Here is a 26,169-nt window from a genome sequence, read left to right as displayed (position 1 = left end):
TCAATTACCTATGTTTGCAAAAAAAATAGAATAGTAATGAAATTAATTGACACACATTCCCACATCTACGTAGATGATTTTAAATCTGAAATAGAGGACATTATTTCCAGATCAAAAGAATGTGGCATAGATAAAATTCTCCTTCCTAACATTGACTCCAAATCCATCCCACAATTACACAATTTAGTGGACAACTTTTCGGAAACATGTATTCCCATGATGGGCTTGCATCCGACATCGGTAAAAGAAAATTACAAGGAGGAGTTACAATTATGCGAACAATGGCTTTCCAAAAAAAAATACATTGCAATTGGTGAAATAGGAATAGATTTATATTGGGATAAAACTTTCCTCGAACAACAAAAAGTTGCTTTTACAACACAAATTAATTGGGCCATTGAATTAGATTTACCAATTGTAATTCATTGCAGAGAATCATTTAATGAAATTTTTGAAATTCTGGATAATCATCCAATCAAGAAATATAAAGGAGTATTTCATAGTTTTACCGGTAATGAGGAACAAGCAAGGCACGCCATTGATTTAGGATTTCTTCTTGGAATTAATGGAATCGTTACTTTTAAAAATGCTGGTGTAGACAAAACCATATCTAAAATACCACTACAAAACCTTGTTCTGGAAACGGATTCACCTTATTTAGCACCAGTTCCCCACAGAGGGAAAAGGAATGAAAGCTCTTTTTTAATACATATAGCTCAAAAATTATCAGAAATATACAATATAAGTATAGAGGATATTGCAAAAGCCACAAGCCACAATGCTAAAACATTGTTTAATTTTTAAATAAACAACTATTAAATGACATCAAAGAAAACCTCCATATTAATACTATATACTGGTGGAACAATCGGCATGGTTAATGATCCGATAACAGGCTCTTTGAAACCGTTTGACTTTGATCATATCCTAAAACAGGTTCCCGAACTTAATGAATTTGGCTTTGATCTTCATTCCATTCCCTTTGAACCATTAATTGATTCTTCCAATCTTAACCCGCAAGTATGGGTGAAAATTGCAGAACTAATCAAGGATAACTATTCACTATATGATGGATTTGTTGTTCTACATGGAACCGATACAATGTCTTTTACAGCATCTGCACTAAGTTTCATGCTTGATGATTTACAAAAACCTATTATTCTTACAGGATCACAATTACCCATTGGTACGCTACGAACAGATGGTAAAGAAAATTTAATAACAGCAATAGAAATTGCAGCAGCAAGACAAAATAACCAGGCAATGGTTCCTGAAGTATGTATTGTCTTTGAAAATAAATTGTTCCGCGGTAATAGAACAACCAAACACAATGCAGAACATTTCAATGCATTTTATTCTTACAATTATCCTGATCTGGCAAAAATCGGAATTCATATTAATTACAATTACGCAGCAATACATTACCCAAGCCATCAAAAGAATCTGCAAATATCTACCAAGCTTGACACAAATATTGCTATTCTAAAATTATTTCCGGGCATCACAAAACAGGTAGTCGAATCAATATTGAATATCGAAGGTTTAAAAGGAGTGGTAATGGAAAGCTACGGGGCAGGGAATGCACCAACTGATATTTGGTTCATTGATGCTCTTAAAAAAGCTATATCTAAAGGAATAGTAATCTATAATATTACCCAATGTGCTGCCGGAAGTGTAGAAATGGGACTCTATGAAACTAGCCTTGAGTTACTAAAAGCAGGAGTGGTAAGTGGACACGATATAACCACAGAGGCTGCACTAACCAAACTAATGTATTTACTAGGAAAAAACCTATCGAAAGAACAAATAATATTGCTTTTAAATAAATCCCTTAAAGGTGAAATAAGCCAATAGAATATTTGTTTTTCACATTTTTTTTGTAATTTGGTGCACTGTTTAAGCCCCTCTGTATTACATAAGAAGGTGAGAGCCAAATAGGCAGGAAATCTGGTATTTCCCGTAAAAAAGTAAGAATTTAGAACAAACAAAAAATTATATTTTATTGTTAATTCACAATCGTTTAAATTTGTAAAAATAATTTCGTTAATTAAAATTTGAAAAACAGACTATGAAAAAGTTATTTGCATTTATAGCAGTTATTGGGATGCTAAACATTGGAGCATCATTTAATGTAGTTGCTCAAGATGAGACAGCAGAAGCTACTGTAGATACTACACAAGTTGACACAACTGCTACAGAAGAAGTTGCTCAGGAAACTGCTACACCTCCAGCATTTGAAGATGAAGCAATTGAAAGCACATCTTTCCATCAGGTAGTTAAAAAACAATTCATCCAAGGTGGTGCAATGTTTATGAGCTTTGTGTTATTAACACTTATTTTAGGTTTAGCTCTTTCTATCGAAAGAATTATTTACTTGAACTTATCTTCAACTAACACCAAAAAATTAATTGCAAGCCTTGAGGATGCATTAAACAATGGTGGTGTTGACGCGGCAAAAGAAGTTTGTAGAAATACTCGTGGTCCAATCGCAAGTATCTTCTATCAAGGTCTTGATCGTATTGATGAAGGTATTGAAGTTGTTGAAAAATCGGTAGTTTCTTACGGTTCTGTTCAGATGGGTCTTTTAGAAAAAGGTTTATCTTGGATTGGTTTGATGATTGGTTTGGCTCCAATGTTGGGTTTCATGGGTACTGTAATTGGTATGATTGACGCTTTTGACTCTATCCAATCAATGGGTACTATCTCTCCAGCAGCGGTAGCAGGTGGTATTAAAGTAGCATTGATTACAACAGTATCAGGTTTGATCGTAGCAATGATCCTTCAAGTTTTCTATAACTACTGTACTGCAAAAATTGATAGCATCGTGAATAACATGGAAGATTCATCAATCACGCTTATTGATATTTTAGTAAAATACAACCTAAAAAAATAATATTAGACTATGTCAAATACATTGAGTAAATATTTAGATATTCTCACCTATGTAATGATTGGTCTTACTGCAATTTTTGTGGCCATGTTTTACTTGGGTGGTGACATTCCAAATCAAGCATATGATACTCCAGTTTATACTGATCTTTTGATCAACTGGACCAAAGTATTGTTTATTGTTTCTGCAGGCTTAGCTGTTGTTTTTCCTATTATCCAATTAATAGTAAACCCTAAAGGTGCACTTAAAGGATTAATCGGATTGGTCGGACTAGGACTAATAATCCTTATCTCCTATTCATTGTCAGACGGTACTCTTTTAAATTTACCTGGATATACTGGTGTTGACAACAATCCTGGTTCATTGGAATTCGCTGATACCATTTTGTACACTATGTACATTTTAGGTATTGGAACTGTTGTTGCTATTGTAGTAACCGAAGTGATCAGAAAATTACGTTAGGAAAATGATCCGGTTCTAATGCCGGATCAAAATAAACTTAAGAAATAATACTATGGCAAGAAAAACACCAGAACTTAATGCGAGTTCGATGGCCGATATTGCATTCTTGTTGTTAATTTTCTTCCTCGTTTCTACAACAATGGATATTGATACTGGTATCTACAAAAAGTTACCTCCAATTCCAGAAGATGAAACACCAGAAAATGAACCAAAAGTTAAGCAACGTAATGTTTTAGCTATTTTGGTTAACCGTAACAACGAGTTGTTGGTTAATGGAGAACTTCTTGATATTTCACAATTGCGTGAAAAAACAAAAGAGTTTATCCTGAATCCTAAGAATGACAAGAACCTTCCTGAAAAGAACGTAAAAACCATCCCTTATTTTGGTGATGTTATGGTTTCGAAAGGATTGGTATCTTTGCAGAACGACCGTGGAACGAGTTATGAAACATACATTCGTGTTCAAGATGAGCTTGCAGCTGCATCTCGAGAACTGAAAGACGAGAAAGCAATGTTAAAATGGGGCAAAAAATTCAGAGACTTGAATGATGATCAACAAGCTGCTGTTAAAAAATACGTTCCAATGCAGATATCCGAAGCAGAACCTAAAAATGTAGGAGGAGGAAGATAATGTCAAAATTTAGAAAAGAAGGTGGAAAAGAAACACCTGCAATATCTACAGCTTCCCTTCCTGACATTGTATTCATGTTGCTATTTTTCTTCATGGTTAGTACAACCATGCGCGAAGTAGACTTGAATGTTAGTGTTTTGGTTCCGGAAGCAAAAGAAATCGTAAAATTGGAGAAGAAAGATCTTGTAAGCAACATTTATGTAGGTGTTCCTATGAGAAAATTCCAGAAAACATTTGGTACTGAACCAAAGATTCAGTTGAATGATCAATTTGCTACTGTAGACGATATTCAATCTTTTATTGCATCAGAAAGAGAAGCAAGAAAAGAAGAATTACGTAACAAACTAACGACATCTCTTAAAGTTGATCAATACACCAAAATGGGTGTTATTATTGACATTAAGCAGGAGTTAAGAAAAGCGAGTGCTTTAAAGCTTAACTATTCAACACGTCAAGCTGCGGAATAATATTCCAAACTCAGATAAAAAAAAGGAGTCCAGTTGGACTCCTTTTTTTATTTCCTAATTGACCATTTTAATAACTAAATAAGTGATACACTCATTTATAATTATTTCTTAGGCTCAATTAAATCAAAAAAAAATAGCCCGGAATATTATCCAGGCTATTTGTGATCCCGGCGGGATTCAAACCCACGACCTTCAGAACCGGAATCTGACGTTCTATTCAGCTGAACTACGGGACCAATTAGAGCTCAAATTTAAAAAAATAATTGGTTCCTAACCATGCATGCTTAGACTCAAATAATAAATAGTTGCGAACTACTCACCTAAACAGCTAGAATCCAATTTTTAATAAAAGTTCACTTCCCTTAAAATCAAAGGAAATATTTACAAAGTTTTACTAATTTTGCGATCTGAACGAAAGAAACAAGCATTTTTTATCGAAAATACCATGGAATACACATTTAAAGAAATAGAAACTAAGTGGCAAAAATATTGGCTCGAAAATAAAACTTATCAAGTGGAAGTTGATACAGCCAAGCCCAAATTTTATGTACTTGATATGTTTCCCTATCCTTCTGGAGCAGGATTACATGTTGGTCACCCTCTTGGCTATATTGCATCAGATATCTATTCCCGGTATAAAACGCTTCAAGGATTTAATGTGCTTCATCCAATGGGCTATGATGCCTATGGTCTGCCAGCAGAACAGTATGCTATCCAAACCGGACAGCACCCTGCTGTTACAACAGAAAAAAATATTAAACGGTATAAAGAGCAATTAGATAAAATTGGCTTTTCCTACGACTGGAATAGAGAAATTCGTACATGTAATCCGGATTATTATAAGTGGACTCAATGGGCATTCATACAAATGTTTAATCATTATTTCGATAACAATACAGAAAAAGCTGAACCAATCACAAGTCTAATAGAAGAATTTGAAATAAACGGAACCTCAAATATTAATGCTGCTTGCACTGAACTTTTAAGTTTTACAGCAAAAGATTGGAAGAATTATTCAGAGAAAGAACAACAATTGACTCTCCTTAATTATCGCTTGGCCTATTTAGCAGAGACAATGGTTAATTGGTGTCCTGAATTAGGTACAGTTCTCGCTAATGATGAGGTAAAAGAAGGCCTTTCGGTTCGTGGTGGTTTTCCTGTAGAACAAAAGAAAATGCGACAATGGTCATTGCGCGTTTCTGCTTATGCTAAAAGATTACTTGACGGATTAAATAATTTGGAATGGACTGAATCCTTAAAGGAAATTCAGAAAAACTGGATTGGACGTTCTGTTGGAGCTGAGGTTAATTTCGAAATCCAGAATTCCGAACAGAAAATGGAAATCTTCACCACCCGGCCTGACACAATATTTGGGGTGACTTTTATGGTACTCGCACCCGAAAGTGAATTGGTCCAGAGTATTACGACTCCTGATTGCAAAGAAAAAATTGAAACTTATATCGAAGCTACTAAAAAAAGAACTGAAAGAGAACGCTTGGCTGACGTAAAAACAATTAGTGGTGAATTTACAGGCGCTTATGCTATACATCCTTTCACAGGCGAAAAAATACCTGTATGGATTAGTGATTATGTTCTTGCAGGATATGGAACTGGTGCTATTATGGCTGTTCCTGCTCACGACAGCAGAGACTATGCCTTTGCAAAACATTTTGATCTTCCCATTATCCAAGTAGTATCCGGCGGAGATATATCAGAAGAATCTTACGATGCGAAAGAGGGAAATTCAATGAATTCTGATTTCTTAAACGGATTAGATGTTAAACATGCTATCGAAAAAGCAAATGAAGAAATTGAAGCAAGAGGATTAGGAAAACAAAAGATTAACTACAGATTAAGAGATGCAATATTCTCCCGCCAACGATATTGGGGCGAACCTTTCCCTGTATATTTTAAGGATGAGATCCCTTATGTATTGGAAGAAAATCAATTACCTCTGGAACTTCCGGAAATTGACAAATACCTACCAACCGAGAGCGGAGAACCACCATTAGGTCGTGCTACCAATTGGAAAACGGTTGACGGATATCCTTTAGAATTAAATACCATGCCTGGATTTGCTGGATCATCTGCTTATTATTTACGCTATATGGATCCCCAAAATAATAGTGCATTGGTTTCAAAAGAAGCGAACGAATACTGGCAGGATGTCGATTTATATATAGGTGGTACAGAGCATGCCACTGGTCACTTGATCTATTCCCGATTTTGGAACAAATTCCTTTATGATATCAATGAGGTTTGTAAGGATGAACCATTTAAGAAATTAATCAACCAAGGGATGATCCAAGGAAGATCAAACTTTGTTTATCGAATTAAGAATTCGAACAAGTATGTTTCCTATGGTTTGAGAAAGGACTATGAGACCACACCTATTCACGTAGATGTAAATATTGTGAAAAATGACATTTTGGATACCGTAGCCTTTAAAGAATGGCGCCCTGAATTCAGGGATGCTGATTTTATTTTAGAAGATGGCAAATATCATTGTGGATGGGTCGTTGAAAAAATGTCTAAATCCATGTTTAATGTTGTTAATCCTGATGTGATTGTGGACGAATATGGTGCGGATACTTTACGTTTGTATGAAATGTTTTTAGGGCCTTTAGAAGCACACAAGCCTTGGGATACAAACGGAATTGACGGTGTTTATAAATTCTTGAAAAAATTATGGAGACTATTCCATAATGAAGAAAATAAATTTTACATATCAAATAGTGAACCTACGAAAGAAGAATTGAAGGTTCTGCACAAGACTATTAAAAAAATTCAAGATGACATTGAAAGATTTTCTTTTAATACAGCCATTTCTGCTTTCATGATTTGTGTAAACGAATTGAACAGCTTAAAATGTAACAATAAGCAAGTTTTAGAAGAGTTATTGATTCTTTTGGCTCCATTTGCACCACATATTGCGGAGGAACTTTGGGCAAAGGCAGGAAATACAGCAAGTATTACAAAGACAAAATTTCCCGAATTTCAACAACGCTTTATACAAGAAGATACCCATGAATATCCAGTTTCTTTTAATGGTAAGATGAGATTTAAACTCAACTTGTCGCTAAACCTAAGCAAGGAGGAGATTGAACAAGCGGCTTTAAATTGTGAACAAGCTCAAAAATGGTTAGATGGTAAAAATCCCAAAAAAGTGATTGTGGTACCCAAGAAGATCATCAATATTGTAGTCTAAGAAATAAGTTCAACCTATAGCAAAAGAGCTTTAACTTCATTGACTATCAAGCAATGAAACTTAAAGCTCTTTTTGAATTAGGAAATTCTAATTACTATTCCTTCTCATTCTAAATCGCACAATTCAATTTTTCGTATTAACTCATTACTTCATTTTTAGATCAAATGAAAATAAATTATTCCGAAATCAAATCATTTGTAATTATAGCATTAGGTCTTGCCATTTACAGTTTTGGTTGGACAGCTTTTTTAATTCCATCCGGACTAATTGGAGGAGGAGTAAGTGGTATAGGTACTTTGATATTTTACGCTACAAATAAGCTGATACCTGTTGGATATTCTTTCTTTATCATTAATGTTTTTTTAATTCTGATAGCTCTAAAAATCTTAGGCAGTAAATTTGGAGTAAAAACCATTTTTGCAATTATTGTTGGTTCCATACTATTATCAACTTTTCAAAAATATATTACAACCCCTTTAGTACATGAAAAATTTATGGCTGCGATAATTGGAGGTATTTTAAGTGGCGTTGGAGTTGGAATAACAATATCACAAGGAGGAAGCTCTGGAGGGACAGACATTATCGCAATGATCATTAATAAATATAAAAACATTAGCCCCGGGCGAATCATATTATACATTGATATTTTCATTATTGCTTCCTCCTATATTGTATTTGAAGATATTCCAACTGTTGTTTACGGCTATGTTGTAATGTCTGTGGCATCCTACTCTATTGATATGATTATTTCCGGATCAAAACAATCAGCTCAAATGTTTATTATCTCTTCGGAATATGAAGAAATAGCTAACCAGATATGTTACGGATTAGGAAGAGGAGTTTCAGTAATTGACGCAACAGGATGGTACTCTAAAGATTCGCGAAAAATATTGATGGTTATTGTTCGTAAATTCGAAACACAATCCATTTTTAAGATTGTAAAACAGGTTGATTCAAATGCCTTTATATCCATGGGATCGGTAATGGGAGTTTATGGTTTTGGATTTGAAGAGATCAGAGCATAGATCGGCAAAAGATTCTAAATAATAATTTTTGAAATTTCTCGGAGTTTAGAAAGTTTCATCTGTCAGAAAATTTAAATAATATGAAAATAAACGTAAGCGAACTCAAGTCCTATTTAATCATCACATTAGGTCTACTAATTGGTTCATTGGCATGGACAGGATTTATAATTCCATCCGAAATAGTTGGATCCGGAGTAAGTGGAATAGCTACTATTATTTATTATACCACAGGATTTAAAGTTGGATATAGTGTATTTCTAATTAACACTCTATTTCTACTGGTATCCTTAAGAGTGTTAGGCTTTAGCTTTGGAATTAAAACCATTTATGGAATTACTGTACTTTCCTTTTTTCTTTGGTTATTTCAGACACTTATTACAGAACCTTTGGTTTCGGATAGGTTTATGTGTTCTATCATAGGAGGAATTCTTTCCGGTGCCAGTGCCGGAATGATATTATCAAGAGGTGGAAGTACTGGCGGCACTGATATTCTGGCAATGATGATTAATAAATACCACAATTACAGTCCAGGGCAATTGCTCCTTACTATTGATGTTGTTATTATCTCCTCCTCCTATTTTATTTCGAATTCCATTGAACAGGTAGTATATGGATTTGTAACCATGGGAGTTAGTGCCTACTGTGTTGATATGATTATTGAAGGAAGTAAACAGTCCGTTCAAGTAATCATATTTACAAAACACCCTGAACTAATTCGCAAAGAAGTTATCCATACATTAGATCAAGGAATCACAATGTTAAACGGTATTGGAGGATACAGTCAAGACAAGGTTAATGTAATGCTACTTTTGGCAAAGAAGAAAGAATCACAAGCAATTCTTCGAATGATTAAGTTAGTGGATCCTGAAGCCTTTATATCGATGGGAAGCGTTATGGGTGTTTACGGAAAAGGATTTGAGAAAATTAAATAAAAATTCCTTAAAAAATCATAAAAGTGCTACGCACATAACCTATAGGTTGGGTGAAGCTATAATATCTTCTACCTTTAAAGCTTTAAAATTTGATATGAAAAAATTACTCAACTATAATTTTCTTTTTCTAATTCTCACTATTTGCATTACGATTTTTGCACTAAAACATTCTGGTGATAAAAGAATAAATCCAGAATCAAATGAATTAGGCATAGTAGATTCAACAGAAAAAGAGCAAATCCATTTGAAATATGGTTTCCCAATCAATGACTTCGAAGTAGAAACTCATCGAGTAAAAAGAAATCAAAATTTGTCAAAACTACTTCGTAATTACCAAATACCCTTTTCTACTATAGATAAAATTGCAAGAAAAGCAAAAAAGGTATTTAACGTTCGACGAATAAAATCAAAACATGAATTTTCGGTCTTATTTTCGAAAGATAGCATTCGTGAACCAGAATACTTCATTTACGAAAACACACCTATTGAATATATTGTTTTTGATCTCCGCGACACTTTAAATGTTTACAAAAAACAAAAAGAAATTCAATACGTTCAAAAACAAATTGATGGCGTTATTGAATCTTCACTTTGGAATGCTATGGTACATTCTAATGCGGATCCATTGCTATCTATAGAACTATCGGAAATTTATGCATGGACTATCGATTTCTTTGGAGTTGGTAAAGGAGATAAATTTCATATAATTTACCGGGAAGCATTTGTTGATGACAAACCAATACACGATATAAAAGTTTTAGCAGCTAATTTTATTCATCGCAATACAAATAATTTTGCATTTGCTTTTAACCAAAAAGACAAGAAAGGCTACTTTGATGAAGATGGAAATAGTTTACAGAAAGCATTTTTAAAAGCTCCTCTAAGGTATTCCCGAATTAGTTCAAGATTTTCCAATAACCGATATCATCCTGTATTAAAAAGATACCGGGCACATCATGGTATTGATTATGCTGCACCAACAGGTACTCCTGTTCACACCATTGGAGATGGACTTATCATTAAGAAGGGCTATCAAAAAAATGGAGGTGGACGTTATCTTAAAATCAAACACAATAGTGTCTATACCACTACCTACATGCACTTTTCTCGTTTTGCAAAAGGAATGAAATCTGGAATTCGGGTCAAACAAGGTCAAACTATAGGTTATGTTGGCGCAAGTGGATTAGCAACAGGTCCACATTTAGATTTTAGGGTATATAAAAACAATACGCCTATTAACCCTTTAAAATTAAAATCTCCTCCTATAGCACCAGTGGAAACAGAGAATAAGCAAGCATTTGAAAAGTTGAAAGATTCTCTTCTGATTGAATTAGAAAAATCAGAAGAGACAAAATCTACAATAGTTGCTCAATAATTTTAGGGAAATACTCATATTCTAATTGATGTACTTTTTCAGCAACCTGTTCTGGAGTATCATCTGGATTCAATTTACATTTCGACTGAAAGATAACTTTCCCTTCGTCATAGTTTTCGTTCACTAAATGAATAGTAATACCACTTTCCTTTTCCTTATTCCGAACCACAGCCTCATGAACTTTCATGCCAAACATACCTTTACCGCCATACTTTGGTAAAAGAGCCGGGTGAATATTGAGAATTGAATCGGGGAATTTACGAAGTAAATTAATTGGAAGAAGCCATAAAAAGCCCGCTAAAACAATAAAATCTATCTCTTTTTCAGTCAAATATCGTATAATATCATCCGATTTATAAAATTCATTCCTCGAAAATATGTAACTTGGAATTTTTAAATCTTTTGCTCTGGAAAGCACGAAAGCATTGGGATTATTGGTCAAAATAACAGAAACTTCAACCTTAGAATTTCCCTCAAAATAACGTGCAATATTTTCAGCATTACTACCTGAACCTGAGGCGAATATGGCAATTTTTTTCATGTTTGCGGATAAAATAAAATGGAAGTACAAAGATATGCAAAAGGCAAAACGAAGAGAAATAATTTCGCAGGAAAAGGAAAAAGAATTACCTTTGACCGCAACTTTGTAAAAAAATTTGAATTTTTTCAAGTAAATGTATTTCTTTGCACAGTTGACAATTTATAAGTTTTAATATTAATCATTTAAAAATTTAAAGTTATGTCTGATATTGCATCTAGAGTAAAAGCTATCATAGTTGACAAGTTGGGTGTGGACGAAACTGAAGTAACTCCAGCAGCTAGCTTCACTAACGATCTTGGAGCTGACTCATTGGATACAGTTGAGCTAATCATGGAATTCGAAAAAGAATTTAACATCGCTATTCCTGACGATCAAGCAGAAAACATTGGTACAGTAGGTGACGCTATTTCTTACATCGGAGAAAACGCCAAGTAATTATTAACCAGAACCTTTTTTATGAAACTTAGAAGAGTAGTAGTAACTGGGCTTGGAACAATTAACCCAATCGGGAATAATATTGCCGAATTTTGGGATAATTTAGAGAAGGGAGTAAGTGGCTGTGATAAAATCACCCATTTCGACGCCTCTAAGTTCAAGACTCGGTTTGCTTGCGAAGTTAAAAATTTCGAGCCTAAAGATCATTTCGATCGAAAAGAGGCACGAAAATTAGATTTATATGCTCAATATGCTTTAGTTGCCTCAAAAGAAGCAATTGAAGATTCTAAGCTAGATCTTGAATCTGAAGATTTAACTAGAGCTGGAGTAATTTGGGGTTCTGGAATTGGCGGTATAAATACTTTCTTAGAAGAAGTAAAAGGATTTGCAAACGGGGATGGAACTCCTCGTTTCTCTCCTTTTTTTATTCCTAAGATGATTTCAAATATCGCTGCTGGCCATATTTCAATGAAATTTGGATTCCAAGGACCAAACTATAACACAGTATCGGCATGCGCCTCTTCTTCACAATCTATCATTGATGCGATGAATTATATCCGCTTGGGTAAAGCAGATTTATTTATCACGGGAGGATCCGAAGCATCAATAAATGAAGCAGGAGTTGGTGGTTTTAATTCCATGATGGCAATGTCAACTAATAATGAAGAATATAAAACTGCATCTCGTCCTTTCTGTAAAACTCGTGACGGTTTCGTTATGGGAGAAGGAAGTGGTTGTTTAATTCTTGAAGAATTAGAACACGCACAAAAACGAGGAGCAAAAATATATGCTGAAATTGTTGGTGGTGGAATGTCTGGTGATGCCTATCACCTTACAGCAACTCATCCAGAAGGAAGAGGTGCCATTAGTGCAATGAAAATGGCCTTACAGGACGCAAATTTAAATCCGGAAGATGTTGATTACATCAACGTTCACGGAACATCAACACCTGTTGGTGATATTCCTGAATTAAGAGCCCTTAAAGTTGTATTTGGAGAGCAGATATACAAATTGAATATTAGTTCAACAAAATCGATGACAGGTCACTTGTTAGGTGCTGCAGGTTCGATTGAAGCAATTGCTAGTATTTTAGCAATGAACAATCAAACCGTACCACCAACCATTAATCACACGGAGCAAGATCCTGAGATTGATGAAAAGTTGAACCTTACACTTCACAAAGCTCAAAAGCGCGAAATCAGAGCTGCATTGAGTAATACATTTGGTTTTGGAGGACACAATGCCTCTATAATTTTCAAATCATTCACCGAATAATTTGTGATTAAATCTATTTATCAATCCATAAAACTTTTAATCTTTCCTAGAAAGGAGTTTTATGGATTGTTATTTGACATTCTGGGATATTATCCCAACCGGACAGATTTATATGAATTGGCTCTAATTCATAAATCTGCCACCATTCAAAAAGACGGTCTTAGTCTCAATAATGAAAGACTGGAATATTTGGGTGATGCCATTTTGGGTGCCATCATTGCAGATATTCTATACAAATACTTCCCGAATAAGGACGAAGGTTTCCTCACTCAAATTCGTTCAAAAATCGTAAGCCGCGAATCCTTAAATAAACTTGCCATAAAAATTGGTTTAGACAAGCAACTTATTTCCAGCGTAAATCTGAATAATAATAAGCACATCTACGGAGATGCTTTTGAAGCTCTAATTGGAGCAATATATTTGGATCAGGGATACTTAAAAACAAAAATATTTCTTGAAGATCAGATATTCAAAAAGCACATCAATATAGAAGAGGTAGTTAATGTGGAGACTAACTTCAAGAGTAAATTGATTGAATGGGCACAAAAAAATAAGAAAGAAGTCTATTTTGACACCCACGAAGATGGTATGGACAAATCTTTACACTTGCCATTATTTAGTTCGGAAGTTGAAGTAGAAGAAGTAAAATTGGGAAAAGGATTGGGTACTTCAAAAAAGGAAGCCCAACAGAAAGCGGCCAGAGAAGCCTTAAAACGCATCAACCAAAGAGAACTTGCTTCCTAGCATAAACTCTCCGATAATCTAATTCTAATCTATAATAGTATTGATTCTGGTTTTGACTTCTCACGAAACAGAAGAAGAATGCACTTTTATCTCCTCCTACTCTTTTAGGCGTGTAAATTAGTAATACAAAATTCTAATTGTACTAAACGATTCCTTAAGATCATTTAAGTCGATCTCTTCAATTATTAAATTACGTTAATAAGCACAAAAAAAAAGGACGGTAACCACAACCGCCCTTTCATCTAACTATTAACCAAAATTTTTAATCAAGGAGATTGTCCCTTATAGATTCACTCTCCAGAGGCAAATATAGTATCAAATTATTAACTTCAAAGGCTTAAATGGTGAAAATTTGTTAAAAACAGACTTTTTTACCCTTAAATATATTTAATCTAGATATCTTTTAACTTATGTTATTTAAAGAGGTGTTTAGACAGCTAAAAAACAATATCTCTACTTGTGTTAAAGATTGTTAAGCGAGGATAGCAGGAATAGGTTTTTTTTATATTTGTGATATGAATCAAAAATATATTTGGCTTGTAACCATTGTCCTGTGTATATCCCTATTTGGATTAATTCTGGTACAGATTAAATACTACCAATCTGCTTCAAAAATAAAAGAAGAACAGTTTACACTTACAGTCAGTAAGGCCTTAGATCAAGTAGTTTCTAAACTTGTGACGGATGATTTGGAAGCAATGATTTTGCAGGGAGGATATACGCACAATTCAAATGGCCTTGTTTCAAGCAAGATAAATATTAAGGGATCAAGACTAAGTCTTGATATTCCTATGGATCCTACCCGTCACGAGAAGGTCAAACTAAGCGTATATTCTGAAAACAAACAATATAATATTGCAGAAGGTTATTTAAATCCGGAAGGATTAACAGGACTTTCAAAGCTTCAATCCCAATTCAATCAAAATTTAATTTCCGGCAATTCCCGTTTTGCACAAATCGCAAATCAGATGGCAAGAACACGCCTGCCTCTAAGCGAAAGAATAGACATGGAGCATCTCCCTAAATTAATTGCGGAGAAGTTAATTGATAATGGCATTAAGCTGAAGTTTGAGTATGCCGTAAAATCGGATAACAAGTTTGAACGAAGATCAAAAAATTATTTCCGCAATCCATCTTTCGAAAAATACAGCAAACAACTATTTCCTGAAGATTTATTTTCTAATTCTAATTTCCTATACATCTATTTTCCTGGCAAGGATAGATATATCATACAATCCTATTCCATGCTGGTGCCCTCGTTTATTTTAACTTTGATTTTAATATTGAGTAGTGCATTTACCATTTTTATCATTTTCCGGCAGAAGAAACTCTCGAAGATAAAAAATGATTTTATCAACAATATGACCCATGAGTTTAAAACGCCAATTTCAACCATTTCCTTAGCTTCACAGATGTTGAAAGATCATACCGTGACCACTACAGCATCTACCATCGATCATATTGCCAAGATAATAAATGATGAAAGCAGAAGACTAACTTTTCAGGTAGAAAAAGTTTTGCAAATGGCTGTTTTTAATGAAGTTCGGATGAAACTGAAATTGAGAGCAATTAACATTCATAAGATTATTCAGAATTTATTACCTAACTTTACTATTCGCGTGGAGGACAGGAATGGTAATATGTATCAAAATCTGGATGCGGATGAAGATTTGGTGTTTGCGGATGAAGTACACATCAGTAACGTCATCTCAAACCTATTGGATAATGCCATAAAATATTGCCAGGACGCGCCTGAAATAAGTATCAGTACAAGAAACAAAAACAAAGGAATTGTTATTGCCATTACCGACAATGGAATTGGAATCTCCAAAGAGGATCAAAAAATGGTTTTCGAAAGATTTTACCGGGTTCATACAGGTAATGTTCATGATGTAAAAGGCTTTGGGCTGGGCTTGTCGTATGTGAAGAAAGTATCAGATGCCCATAATGGCCAGGTGAGTGTGGAAAGCATTCCTAATAAAGGTTCTAAATTCGAAATATATCTTCCTCTTAAAAAATAAAAACAATGGAAAACATTAAGATCTTACTCGCAGAAGATGATGCAAATCTGGGACTTTTGCTTAAAGAATACTTAGTAGCCAAGAACTACAACACTACGCTTTGCGAAGATGGTGACAAAGCATATGACGAATTCTTAAAAAATCCATATGACATTTGTATTTTCGATATCATGATGCCTCATCGTGATGGATTTACTTTGGCAAAAGACATTCGCCTTATCAATAGTGAGATGCCAATTATTTTTCTTACTGCAAAATCGATGAAGGAAGATGTGCTGGAAGGCTTTAAGATTGGTGCCGACGATTACATGACCAAACCATTTAGCATGGAAGAACTTTTGGTACGTATCGAAGCTGTTTTGAGAAGAACCGGCGGTATCGGTTCTGAAAATACACAGGAAGAATTTAAATTAGGGAGATTAATATTCGACTCGAAAAAGCAATTCTTAAAGGATGGGGAAACATCTATTAAACTAACCACCAAAGAATCGGAACTTTTAAAATTACTTTGCAATAATGCAAACAAAGTATTGGAACGTAATTTAGCACTTCGCACGATCTGGTCGGACGACAACTATTTTAATGCCCGCAGTATGGATGTTTATATTACCAAACTGAGAAAGCACTTAAAATCGGAGCCGGATATCGAAATAATAAATGTACACGGAAGAGGTTACAAACTAATCATGTAAGTGTAGATTTGATATAAAAGCAAAAGAATGCCTCCCAATTGCGGAGGCATTTTTTATAAAGGAAGCTTACTTCTTTTTCCTGCGTTTTTCTTTTTTTACTTTATGCTCTTTGCCTGATTTCTGAAACATCAGGTAGCCGTGGCAATCCGTTCAAATACACTGCAATTAGCAGCAGATTGCCGCAGTCACTACCGTTCCTTCGCAATGACAGTCATTATTAAGTGTCATTACAATTAGCATAGTAATCGTAACTAAACAAGCTGTGTCTAAACAAAAAAGCTGTCCGAAAATCGAACAGCTCTTAATATTTTGTGATGAATTTGATTGCTACGAATACAAGTCATCCTATTTGCAGATCATCTTTAATCGAGTTTAAGAACAGCAAGGAATGCCTTTTGAGGAACCTCCACATTACCCACTTGTTTCATCCGTTTCTTACCCTTTTTTTGTTTTTCGAGCAATTTACGCTTACGGGTAATATCACCACCATAACATTTAGCCGTTACATCTTTACGAACAGCTTTTACCGTTTCGCGGGATATAATTTTAGCTCCGATAGCACCCTGAATAGCTATATCGAATTGCTGACGGGGAATTAGTTCCTTTAATTTCTCGCACATTCTACGACCAAAGGCTTGTGCATTATCAAAGTGAATCAAGGTAGATAGCGCATCCACTCCTTCTCCATTTAAAAGAATATCCAGTTTCACCAATTTACCAGGACGAAATCCAATCTGGAAATAATCAAAGGAGGCATACCCTTTCGAAATGCTCTTTAGCTTATCGTAGAAATCAAAAACGATCTCTCCCAAAGGCATCTCGTAAGTAAGCTCTACCCTATCGCTGGTAAGATATTGCTGATTGGTCATCACTCCCCGCTTACTCATGCAGAGTGTCATTAGCGGACCAATATATTCCGATTTGGTGATAATTTGAGCGCGAATATATGGTTCTTCGATATAATCCAAGGCATTGGGATCGGGCATATCCGAAGGATTATGCATCTCGAACTCGTCCCCTTTTTGGGTATGAGCAACGTAGGAAACGTTTGGTACGGTTGTAATCACATTCATATCAAACTCACGATCCAATCGTTCCTGCACAATTTCCATGTGTAACAGCCCCAGAAATCCGCAACGAAAACCAAAACCAAGTGCCAGCGAAGATTCCGGCTCAAAGGTAAGCGACGCATCATTCAGCTTCAATTTCTCCATAGCGGCACGCAAGTCTTCGTAATCTTCGGTATCAATCGGATAAACTCCGGCAAATACCATTGGTTTTACCTCCTCAAAACCATCAATACCAGCGGCGCAAGGATTTTCGACCTGTGTAATAGTATCTCCAACCTTTACTTCGGTAGAAGTTTTAATACCCGATATAATATAGCCAACATCACCGGTACTCAATACCTTTCTTGGCTCCTGAATCAATCGCAAAACACCAATCTCGTCAGCCTGATATTCCTTATCGGTATTCAAAAATTTAACCTTATCGCCCTTTCGAATCTCTCCATTCATAATACGGATATAGGTAATGATACCCCTAAACGAATTAAATTCGGAATCGAAAACCAAAGCCTGTAAAGGTGCATCCTTATCTCCTTCGGGAGCAGGAACACGATCGACAATAGCTTCCAGAATATCAGGCACACCTTCGCCTGTTTTTCCGCTGGCAGATAAAATATCATCCACATCGCAACCCAGTAAATCCACAATCTGATCCTTCACATCTTCAGGATTAGCATTTGGAAGGTCTATTTTATTCAGCACCGGAATAATCTCCAGATCATTCTCAATTGCCAAATACAGGTTAGATATGGTTTGAGCCTGAATTCCCTGCGTAGCGTCCACAATCAGCAAAGCACCCTCGCAGGCCGCAATCGAACGCGACACCTCATACGAGAAGTCAACATGACCGGGAGTATCAATCAGGTTCAGCACATATTTTTCTCCATTGCGGAGATAATCCATCTGTATGGCATGACTCTTAATGGTGATTCCCCGCTCGCGCTCCAGATCCATATCATCCAATACCTGCGCTTGCTTTTCGCGATCGGTAATGGTATGGGTAACATCTAATAAACGGTCGGCCAGGGTCGATTTCCCATGATCGATATGGGCTATGATGCAAAAATTTCGAATGTTCTTCATCAGTTAACTTCTAGTTTTGGTACTTATTGCGAAAAGCTTCCCTATTCCTTATTAAAAAACATTGTTTTTCAATTCCTTCACGCTTCCAAACAGGCGCTTTCGCATCAACTGACAAAGATATTTAATTCCGTTGAATAATTATAGGATTTAGATTTAAAGAAAAGAGCTGCCAAATCCGTTTTATCTGCGTGCTATCAGAAGAGACAAGGAGAAAAACACTCTCAGAACCCTCCCCTTAGCTCTTCACTAAGTGTGAATTGCCATTGATTTGGATATCCCTGACCTATTGGAAGTGTAATTCTAAATCGAGATTACCTGTAAGCTACAAAATTTTATTCCAAACTAATTTAGATTCAAATCCCCGATACTCAAGTTTGTCCGAAACCAATTTGGTTTAGCGTTCCTGTGCCTCTAATGAAGCCAATCGGATTGTAGAATTGGACAAACAACAATCCAATGGACCAAAACTAATTTAGTTTGGCAGTCCAGAGTCTCTAATGTAAGCATTCAAACAGCGGAATTGAACAAATGACAATCCAATGAAGTGAAACTAATTTTGCCTGGCGTTCCCGAGCCTCTAACAAAGCTGTTCTAATTGTAGAATTGTACAAACGACAAACTGCTGAGACAATATTCAACGACTTTACACAAACCTCATATTTGAAAAGAGGAGATTTAAAATCGTGAAACGCCCATCAGGAAAATAATTATTTCATTCCTGACAGAACCCAAATTAAGTTGAGTATGAAAATTACAAAAATAAATAATTTAGAATGATTATGAATACTTGCTGCAAGTTTGAATTTAACAGGGATTAGGAACATTACAATGCTTTTCATCCACGCAACAAATTAACATTAAATAGTTATTACGGTTGGATATTTGCCGCATTAATCCTAATTTAACTGTTCATAAATAAATTAACCTACATTTAAATTTTAAAAAAATGATTAATAAAATTAAATTCTACCTTATGCATTTAGCAGAGTATCTGCTATTATCCACTAAAGTTTCCAGTATTCTCAACAAATATGACGAAACTGAATTACAATTAACAGTAGCTAAAACGAAAGTGCAACAATCTTCGGATTATCTACAAAACAACATGAAGCTTGTAAAAGCTAATTTGCGAACCGAGGAAATGCTTAATTTAGATGCCAACCGCGACAATGCCTGGAAAAGTTTTAACTATTTCGTGCTTTCCCAAGCCTACTGCCTAAATGCAGAAAAGCGCGAGTATGCGAACAAATTACTAACGCTTATTCGCACACCGGAAATGCGTATTTATAAAATGGGCTATCAGGACGAAACAGCAAGTTTGATTAATTTTTTTAATCGCATAGATTCTAATCCTGAATTTGCAGAGGCCATTGAAAAAATATCGGCACAACAACGCTACACACAATTAAAAACTGCTCAAAAAGCTTTTACCGATAAAGAAGCCGAAAGAGTGGACGAGGAAGCGGATAAACCCAATGCCAAGGGGAAAGAAGCAGCCAGGCAAGTACGTGAATCTATCGAATCACTTAATCGCTTTTTAGCCGTAATGAAAGACATGACGGGCAAGGAAGAATACGATAAAATAGCTGCTGAAGTTAACGAAGTTGTAGTTGAAATTAATAGCCGGGTAAATTCCCGAACCACTCGCCACAGAAACGCTAAAGAGGAAGAGGAAGTAACAGAAAATTGATTTGTTTTATTTTAATTTTTGGGATTCTTAGAAGGATGGCTTTAACCGGGCATCCTTCTTTTTTTTCTGAAAATCTTTATTGTAGAGAGTTGCTAAGCAACTTTTAATATGAAATTATACTACTATTGGTGTTTCCATCTTAATCCTGAATGTTTTTATTTGTTACTCCTACTAAAACAATTAAAATGCAAACCTAATTCCGGCTTTTAAGTAAAAGTCATCAGTATCGAAAGTGGTTTTAATGGTTTGCATACCATTTTCGAAATACTTAACCGATGAATCACTTAGAGAAATATCAGTCTTTTTACGGGCGAAAATGAAACCCGATTTCTCACGTATAAATAACCTGTCTCTTTCCGACAAATTCAATTGATAAGCTCCTGATAAAAATATACTATAACCCCCATGCAATTTTGTTTTCAAACCTATATCGAGCGAAATACCCTGCTTCTTTTTACCTACAAACAATCCAATTTCATCTGCTCTTATTTTCTTACCTCCGGCACGAAAAGATCTCTCATTTTTAAAATCCCCTATATGATAACCTGAATTGAAAAAAAAGTAGTTTACACCACCCATCATCAGCAATTGTCTCCCCCTATTAATTATTGGGGTCTCGTAGGCAATACCAAAAGATTGCTTTTCGGATAAGTACTTCCCGATCGATTCTGAACTGTAATAATTAATATCCATTTTTCGATTCAACTTATATCCCATTTTCATACCGTAGGAAAAAGAATGCGATTCACTTATTTGTTTAGAATTAGCAAAATTGTGTTCCGCTGTTGGGGTATAGCTTAAATTTATATTAGACGGATGCGTTGTGCTTGTATATGCAAAATCTAAATCGAAATATGTTCTGAATAGAATATCTATAAGCTTCCGTTTAAAACGAATATTTTTGGGAATAGCATATTTTTTTTTCAACAAAGTATCGGCTTCTGTGGTGTTGTATGTCATTAATTTATTTACGGCACTATCGGCAACAAGTATTGTTTCATCTTTCCAATCGGTATCAGCATAATTTTTTGCTTCCAGATAAAAAACATCTCTCAATTGAACCTGTTCATCGTAATCTATTGGCTTCGCATTAGTATCTGAAATATCCTTTGTAAGATATTCATCAACACTTATTAAATCCTTGCCAATTCTACTATTGAATAGTTGTTCACGATAAGAGTTATATGCCAGGTAATATTTATTCCCATTTTTTAAATATTTCACTTTAAACTGTGTTGCCAAAGATTTTAATTCATTCAAGAATAGCTCCTTGTTTCGTTTTTTCTCGCCGTTTTTAGATCTGGAATAATCAAAATAGACATAAGCTAAGGTTTCCTCATCCAAATAAAATGCACCTTTATAACTTGCACCACTATCTTTTTGAGGAAGAAATTCAATTTTATAAGCTTTTCTCCCATCAATAACACTTTTACTGATGCTATACTTATAGTCTTTAAAAGCAACAGGAGAAATAAATTCTTTTCTTCTTTTTACAACATCCCCTCTTAACGAACGCAGTAAACCGCCATACCACATTATTCTGCTTAGAGAATCGTACATGGGATGCTTATTCATTCTGCTATTTAAGACTTTTACTTGTCCTGCCGAACTTGTTTTATAAGAGGTCTTAAAAATATCAAGCAATGCTTCCCCAAAATATAGATACTCTTTGCTATCAGCCAAAAAAAATGTTTCTCTGTAAAAGCCTTTCATTCGGGTATCCTCATCCAGATAATTATCTTTTATTTTTCGGTAAGCCCTTCGCAACAATGCCAGTAAAGTATCTTTGGGCATTACCAACACCTCATTCAAATCGCATGTGTCTTTTTGAAGATTTACCTTTAAAGAAGATTTTATTTTATCCAAGCTTACTTCTTTAGTTTTATATCCGATACTACTAAAACAAAGTTTACCAAAGCGATAATTCTCAGGAATTTTTATTCTAAAATCACCTTGGTTATTGGTTACAGTTCCCCAATAATTATCCTTAATAAAAACACTACTACCAGGCAATGCCTTATTGCTGCTTTTATCGGAAACTTTACCGGAGATTATTGTTTGGGAAAAAGCACTCGTTGCAAATAAAATAAAAAGTAGACTTATTAAACGCATATTTAAAATTGTCAATTTGTAGGAACGGGAGAATTCTTTTTAACCAGACATTCATCTTTTTTTTGATGCAAATCTTTATAAAACAGACTTGCTAAGCATCTTAAAGATGCTAAGCAACTTTTAATACGAGACGCGCATGTAAATTTAATCGATACATTTTGTTTGGGTAGGATGTCATGAGTGATATTCTTCTTTTTATTGTCTTTGCAAAATAATTACCCAATAGTTTGCCATTCAACTAATGCTCACATCAACAATTTTAAAACTAAAAATGAGACACCGATTCCATTAATTATAATATGAAATAAGACAGAATAAAAAAAGCCGAACCTCATTCTGATAAATCCTAAAATACTACCCAACACAATTTGCGGTGCTACTAGTAAGGGACTAATTAAAACGATCCAAAAATTGAAATTAGTAAATGTGAAATTTGAGATATGGAGGAATCCAAAACTCAGCATGAACAAATAAAAAATGTATGGGAAATACTTAATGAACTTACGTTGCAATTTAAACAAGAAATTTTTTCTCTTATACAGAAGAAGAAATGCAAATAATTCAATCGGCACTAAAACTATAAACAGAAAATATTTTCCTATTACTAACCAATAACCCAATAGCAGTAGGACGATAACACTAAAAAAAATCAGATTTTTTAATTTGGGTTTTAACAGTAATCGAAATAATACTTCCTCAACAAATGGACCCAATAACACAGCTTTAATCAATAATGTTTTCACACTCTCATTATTTACTGCATTTTCAAATTTTAGGAATATTGCAAGAACCCCAATAAAAATGGAAATTGATATTGACAATACTAAATAAAAGAAAACCAATAATACAAGTTCATTCCAATTGATTTTAGTCGCTCTTATGTAATGTGGATTTCTAATATAAATACTAATAAATTCTATATTCATAATAAAATAATGAGAACTATATTGAGATTAAATAAATCATTTAATTATTATTCTAGCCATAACGATAATTGCATATACGAATTATTCTTTTAATCTTAAATTACAATATAATAATAACGACATCATTCAAATTGCAAATAATGTCGTTATCTAGTTGTTATAGTAATGCGATTTAATTATAAAAAGCGCGCGAAAAGCCCAAAAAATCCAAACGCTTTTCTTACAATAGCTCCAGCTTCGTAACCAGCATCATATGCCTCTTGTTTAAACCCGCCATTAATTTCCTCTAATTCAACAATATTTAGCTCTATCATTTTTTTTTAATTTTAAAACATTATTTAATATTCAGAAATAAAACATAAAAAGAAATTTAAAATATTGTCCGAATAAATGTTTTTAAGTATAAAATATCCTCTTATTGGACTCCCCTTCGCTGCCGCACGAATCCTTTCGTGTGGCTTGTAACTTCTACAGAATTACGACAACCCCCTCCAACATACCTTTGTCACCTCGGTAATCTCTCGCACTGCTATACACATATTCTTCAGGGTAAGTAACCAATCCTTCTTCTACCGGATTATTATGGATGTAATTAATTTTTTCATCGATTACTTTGTTACTCCACAGTTCTATGGGGCGATTATCATGCCTCCAAAACTGATAATGCTTTACATTGGAAGATTGTTCTGCTGCTTTTTTAAACTTTTCAAGCAGCCATTCTTTTCTACTTTCCCGCGGATTTACTTTAATAGCTTTAACTAATTTATTGCTGGTGAATCGCTTTAAATCTCCCAATAACAGTTCCGGATTTTGACCATTTACACTTTTATATACCAAGTGAATATGATTAGTCATAATACACCATGCAAAAATTTCCATCCCTTTATGGTGTTGACAATAACGCAAACTATCAAGCAAAATTTCCTTGTATTCTAGCCTGGTAAATACATCTATCCATTCGACCACGGCAAAGCTTACAAAATAAACACCTTCGGGATTTTTAAATTTATAATTTCTACTCATAAGTAATAAAATAAATTACTAATGTAGAAAATTCGTATTGTTTAACAAGCAATTACAGTAACAAATATGAGATAGAAAGCCACACGAAAGGATTCGTGCGGCAGCGGGGTGGCCTCTCGTGTGGCTTAAACAAAAAAGGCAATTAAATTATTCATCATATGAATTGCTATAACAAACAATGTTGCAGATACTTTTCGTTTTTGTGCAACATAGTATGCTATTACGAACAAACCACCAACATAAATACCAAAGAAAAAATATGCTATGCTATAAATATGATTTAAAGCAAACAAAAGAGATGAAACAATAAGAGAAAGCCAAAATCTTTTAAGCTTATTTTGAATTGCAAATTGAATTATAAAAATAATTGCCGTCTGAAAAATCAATGTTTCAAAAATAGGAGCCACAATTACACTCATCACAAATAAGGCTCCTTCACTTACATCTTCAAACATTGAAATGACTGGGTTCTCAAAAATATTTGGGAAAAATAAAACCAAGAAATTTGGAATTAACACCAATGCTAGAAATAATAAATAAACAACAACAATATTTGTCTTCTGAAAAAATCGGATCATTACATTATTCACTTTACTTATCAAATTTTTCTACAAGGCACTATTTATGAGAAAAGCAATCAAATTCTGCATACTATGGATACATATTACTAACCAAAATGCTCTTCTTTTATAAATTGCAATATAGGTGGCAAAAGCCAAAATTAAACCTATTAAAAAAGCATAAACCATATAGGCAATACTATTATCGTGAATCCAGCCAAAAACTATAGCGGACGATAAAATTGCAGGTAGTAAATTATATCTCGGCCTATTAATTACTTTACGAACAAGAAAAATAATTCCAATTTGAAATATATAGGTTTCTATAATAGGATCAATAAAAACTCCGGTAATTACAGTAAATACAGTGCCAAATTCCCTAAAAGACATCTCTACTCCAGGATTAATAAACCAAGTTTCAGGAAGAAAAACAGCTGTCAAATCAACTAAAACTATAAGACTAAGAAAACCAAAAATAAAAATAAATGATCTAGCTTTGATAAAATAGGCAATTATAGGATTCATTTAAAAAAAATAATATAAGAAATGCCATCTCAATAAAACACACTGAGATGGCTTATTTTAATGATTACATTCCACCTCTTGTAGTCCACATAAGATCAGGATCTGTAGATGCACATATTCCAGCGTTCTTATTAGCCATATAGCCAAAAATATATCCAACCCAACCGGCACATGTACGTCCACCTTCCAATTCTCGAAGTTCTGTTTTTGATAATTCTTTTAGTGTCATAATTTTATTTTTTATTAATTTTTATTAGCAGCTTCCCATCCATCTTTTATTCCTTCAACGAATTCCCAAAAAGTATCCTTTGCATCATCAATTATAGGAATACGACCGCCATCAGTAATTTTAAGTTCCTGAGCATTCATCTTCTGAACTCCAAACTCTTCTAAATTTTTCATTTTCACAAAATTTTAAATTGTTAATAAATCAATTAATTTTGTGCAGGCTTTGCCTTAGCTCGATTAACAGCAATGTATTTTCG

General features: G+C 34.4%; 25 protein-coding genes and 1 tRNA gene. 16 read left to right on the top strand and 10 right to left on the bottom strand.

Annotated elements, in window-relative coordinates; genetic code table 11:
• Positions 1-36: 36 nt before the first annotated feature.
• The 6 genes from DLK05_RS09480 to DLK05_RS09455 all read left to right on the top strand — a co-directional run bounded on the left by DLK05_RS09480 (position 37) and on the right by DLK05_RS09455 (position 4,450).
• Positions 37-804 carry a TatD family hydrolase gene (locus DLK05_RS09480; protein WP_127343765.1) on the top strand — a complete coding sequence of 256 codons (768 nt, stop codon included), beginning with the start codon at positions 37-39 and terminating at the stop codon, positions 802-804.
• 15 nt (positions 805-819) lie between these two features.
• Entirely contained in the window at positions 820-1,854 is a 1,035-nt protein-coding gene (locus DLK05_RS09475) for an asparaginase (protein ID WP_127343764.1), read from the top strand.
• Positions 1,855-2,068: 214 nt separating this feature from the next.
• The gene (locus tag DLK05_RS09470) at positions 2,069-2,893 is read left to right on the top strand and encodes a MotA/TolQ/ExbB proton channel family protein (protein ID WP_127343763.1); all 825 of its coding nucleotides are present in this window, start codon (positions 2,069-2,071) and stop codon (positions 2,891-2,893) included.
• 9 nt (positions 2,894-2,902) lie between these two features.
• Positions 2,903-3,352 (top strand): hypothetical protein, encoded by a 450-nt coding sequence (locus tag DLK05_RS09465; protein ID WP_127343762.1) that lies wholly within the window; start codon positions 2,903-2,905, stop codon positions 3,350-3,352.
• A 52-nt stretch (positions 3,353-3,404) separates the two neighbouring features.
• The gene (locus DLK05_RS09460; RefSeq protein WP_127343761.1) at positions 3,405-3,983 is read left to right on the top strand and encodes an ExbD/TolR family protein; all 579 of its coding nucleotides are present in this window, start codon (positions 3,405-3,407) and stop codon (positions 3,981-3,983) included.
• Entirely contained in the window at positions 3,983-4,450 is a 468-nt protein-coding gene (locus DLK05_RS09455) for an ExbD/TolR family protein (protein ID WP_127343760.1), read from the top strand. The genes DLK05_RS09460 and DLK05_RS09455 overlap by 1 nt, the downstream gene beginning before the upstream one ends.
• A 162-nt stretch (positions 4,451-4,612) precedes the next feature.
• On the opposite strand, the gene DLK05_RS09450 is transcribed toward DLK05_RS09455, so the two are convergent.
• Positions 4,613-4,686 (bottom strand) — tRNA-Arg (locus DLK05_RS09450).
• A 209-nt stretch (positions 4,687-4,895) separates the two neighbouring features.
• Here DLK05_RS09450 and leuS point away from each other — a divergent pair.
• The 4 genes from leuS (at position 4,896) to DLK05_RS09430 (ending at position 10,990) form a co-directional block, all read left to right on the top strand.
• Positions 4,896-7,658: a leucine--tRNA ligase gene (gene leuS, locus DLK05_RS09445; RefSeq protein ID WP_127343759.1), complete on the top strand. Its 2,763-nt coding sequence runs from the start codon at positions 4,896-4,898 to the stop codon at positions 7,656-7,658.
• 164 nt (positions 7,659-7,822) lie between these two features.
• Positions 7,823-8,683 (top strand): YitT family protein, encoded by an 861-nt coding sequence (locus DLK05_RS09440; protein ID WP_127343758.1) that lies wholly within the window; start codon positions 7,823-7,825, stop codon positions 8,681-8,683.
• 80 nt (positions 8,684-8,763) lie between these two features.
• Positions 8,764-9,615, top strand: coding sequence for a YitT family protein (locus DLK05_RS09435; RefSeq protein WP_127343757.1), 852 nt, complete (start codon positions 8,764-8,766; stop codon positions 9,613-9,615).
• A gap of 94 nt (positions 9,616-9,709) precedes the next feature.
• Positions 9,710-10,990 (top strand): peptidoglycan DD-metalloendopeptidase family protein, encoded by a 1,281-nt coding sequence (locus DLK05_RS09430; protein WP_127343756.1) that lies wholly within the window; start codon positions 9,710-9,712, stop codon positions 10,988-10,990.
• Here DLK05_RS09430 and purN read toward each other — a convergent pair.
• Positions 10,971-11,531: a phosphoribosylglycinamide formyltransferase gene (purN, locus tag DLK05_RS09425; protein WP_127343755.1), complete on the bottom strand. Its 561-nt coding sequence runs from the start codon at positions 11,529-11,531 to the stop codon at positions 10,971-10,973. The genes DLK05_RS09430 and purN overlap by 20 nt on opposite strands.
• Positions 11,532-11,729: 198 nt before the next feature.
• On the opposite strand from purN, the gene DLK05_RS09420 reads away from it, so the two are divergent.
• From DLK05_RS09420 to rprY, 5 genes are all read left to right on the top strand, one after another.
• Positions 11,730-11,966, top strand: coding sequence for an acyl carrier protein (locus DLK05_RS09420; RefSeq protein WP_127343754.1), 237 nt, complete (start codon positions 11,730-11,732; stop codon positions 11,964-11,966).
• A gap of 21 nt (positions 11,967-11,987) precedes the next feature.
• Entirely contained in the window at positions 11,988-13,241 is a 1,254-nt protein-coding gene (gene fabF / locus DLK05_RS09415) for a beta-ketoacyl-ACP synthase II (protein WP_127343753.1), read from the top strand.
• A gap of 3 nt (positions 13,242-13,244) precedes the next feature.
• On the top strand, positions 13,245-13,985 hold the full coding sequence (gene rnc, locus DLK05_RS09410; RefSeq protein ID WP_127343752.1) for a ribonuclease III: 741 nt from the start codon (positions 13,245-13,247) through the stop codon (positions 13,983-13,985).
• Between the two features lie 515 nt (positions 13,986-14,500).
• Positions 14,501-16,006: a sensor histidine kinase gene (locus DLK05_RS09405; protein ID WP_127343751.1), complete on the top strand. Its 1,506-nt coding sequence runs from the start codon at positions 14,501-14,503 to the stop codon at positions 16,004-16,006.
• Positions 16,007-16,011: 5 nt separating this feature from the next.
• Positions 16,012-16,698 (top strand): response regulator transcription factor RprY, encoded by a 687-nt coding sequence (rprY, locus tag DLK05_RS09400; protein WP_127343750.1) that lies wholly within the window; start codon positions 16,012-16,014, stop codon positions 16,696-16,698.
• Between the two features lie 362 nt (positions 16,699-17,060).
• Here rprY and lepA read toward each other — a convergent pair whose 3' ends face one another.
• The gene (gene lepA, locus DLK05_RS09395) at positions 17,061-18,848 is read right to left on the bottom strand and encodes a translation elongation factor 4 (protein ID WP_127343749.1); all 1,788 of its coding nucleotides are present in this window, start codon (positions 18,846-18,848) and stop codon (positions 17,061-17,063) included.
• A gap of 946 nt (positions 18,849-19,794) precedes the next feature.
• On the opposite strand from lepA, the gene DLK05_RS09390 reads away from it, so the two are divergent.
• Entirely contained in the window at positions 19,795-20,538 is a 744-nt protein-coding gene (locus DLK05_RS09390) for a DUF6261 family protein (protein ID WP_127343748.1), read from the top strand.
• Positions 20,539-20,718: 180 nt separating this feature from the next.
• Here DLK05_RS09390 and DLK05_RS09385 read toward each other — a convergent pair whose 3' ends face one another.
• The 7 genes from DLK05_RS09385 to DLK05_RS17505 form a co-directional block, all read right to left on the bottom strand.
• A complete protein-coding gene (locus tag DLK05_RS09385) occupies positions 20,719-22,650 on the bottom strand; it encodes a carboxypeptidase-like regulatory domain-containing protein (protein ID WP_127343747.1) in 1,932 nt (643 codons plus the stop codon).
• A 1,102-nt stretch (positions 22,651-23,752) separates the two neighbouring features.
• The gene (locus DLK05_RS17515; RefSeq protein WP_209319814.1) at positions 23,753-23,890 is read right to left on the bottom strand and encodes a hypothetical protein; all 138 of its coding nucleotides are present in this window, start codon (positions 23,888-23,890) and stop codon (positions 23,753-23,755) included.
• Positions 23,891-24,044: 154 nt separating this feature from the next.
• The gene (locus DLK05_RS09380) at positions 24,045-24,599 is read right to left on the bottom strand and encodes an REP-associated tyrosine transposase (protein WP_127343746.1); all 555 of its coding nucleotides are present in this window, start codon (positions 24,597-24,599) and stop codon (positions 24,045-24,047) included.
• 125 nt (positions 24,600-24,724) lie between these two features.
• A complete protein-coding gene (locus DLK05_RS09375) occupies positions 24,725-25,177 on the bottom strand; it encodes a CPBP family glutamic-type intramembrane protease (RefSeq protein ID WP_127343745.1) in 453 nt (150 codons plus the stop codon).
• A gap of 30 nt (positions 25,178-25,207) precedes the next feature.
• Positions 25,208-25,684 carry a CPBP family glutamic-type intramembrane protease gene (locus DLK05_RS09370; protein WP_127343744.1) on the bottom strand — a complete coding sequence of 159 codons (477 nt, stop codon included), beginning with the start codon at positions 25,682-25,684 and terminating at the stop codon, positions 25,208-25,210.
• Between the two features lie 64 nt (positions 25,685-25,748).
• A complete protein-coding gene (locus DLK05_RS17510; protein WP_209319813.1) occupies positions 25,749-25,913 on the bottom strand; it encodes a hypothetical protein in 165 nt (54 codons plus the stop codon).
• Positions 25,914-25,927: 14 nt separating this feature from the next.
• Positions 25,928-26,086, bottom strand: coding sequence for a hypothetical protein (locus tag DLK05_RS17505; RefSeq protein ID WP_209319812.1), 159 nt, complete (start codon positions 26,084-26,086; stop codon positions 25,928-25,930).
• Positions 26,087-26,169: the final 83 nt, after the last annotated feature.

Source organism: Ancylomarina longa, from assembly GCF_003996985.1.
GTDB classification, from domain to species: Bacteria; Bacteroidota; Bacteroidia; order Bacteroidales; family Marinifilaceae; genus Ancylomarina_A; species Ancylomarina_A longa.
This window is presented reverse-complemented; position numbering and strand designations above follow the sequence as displayed.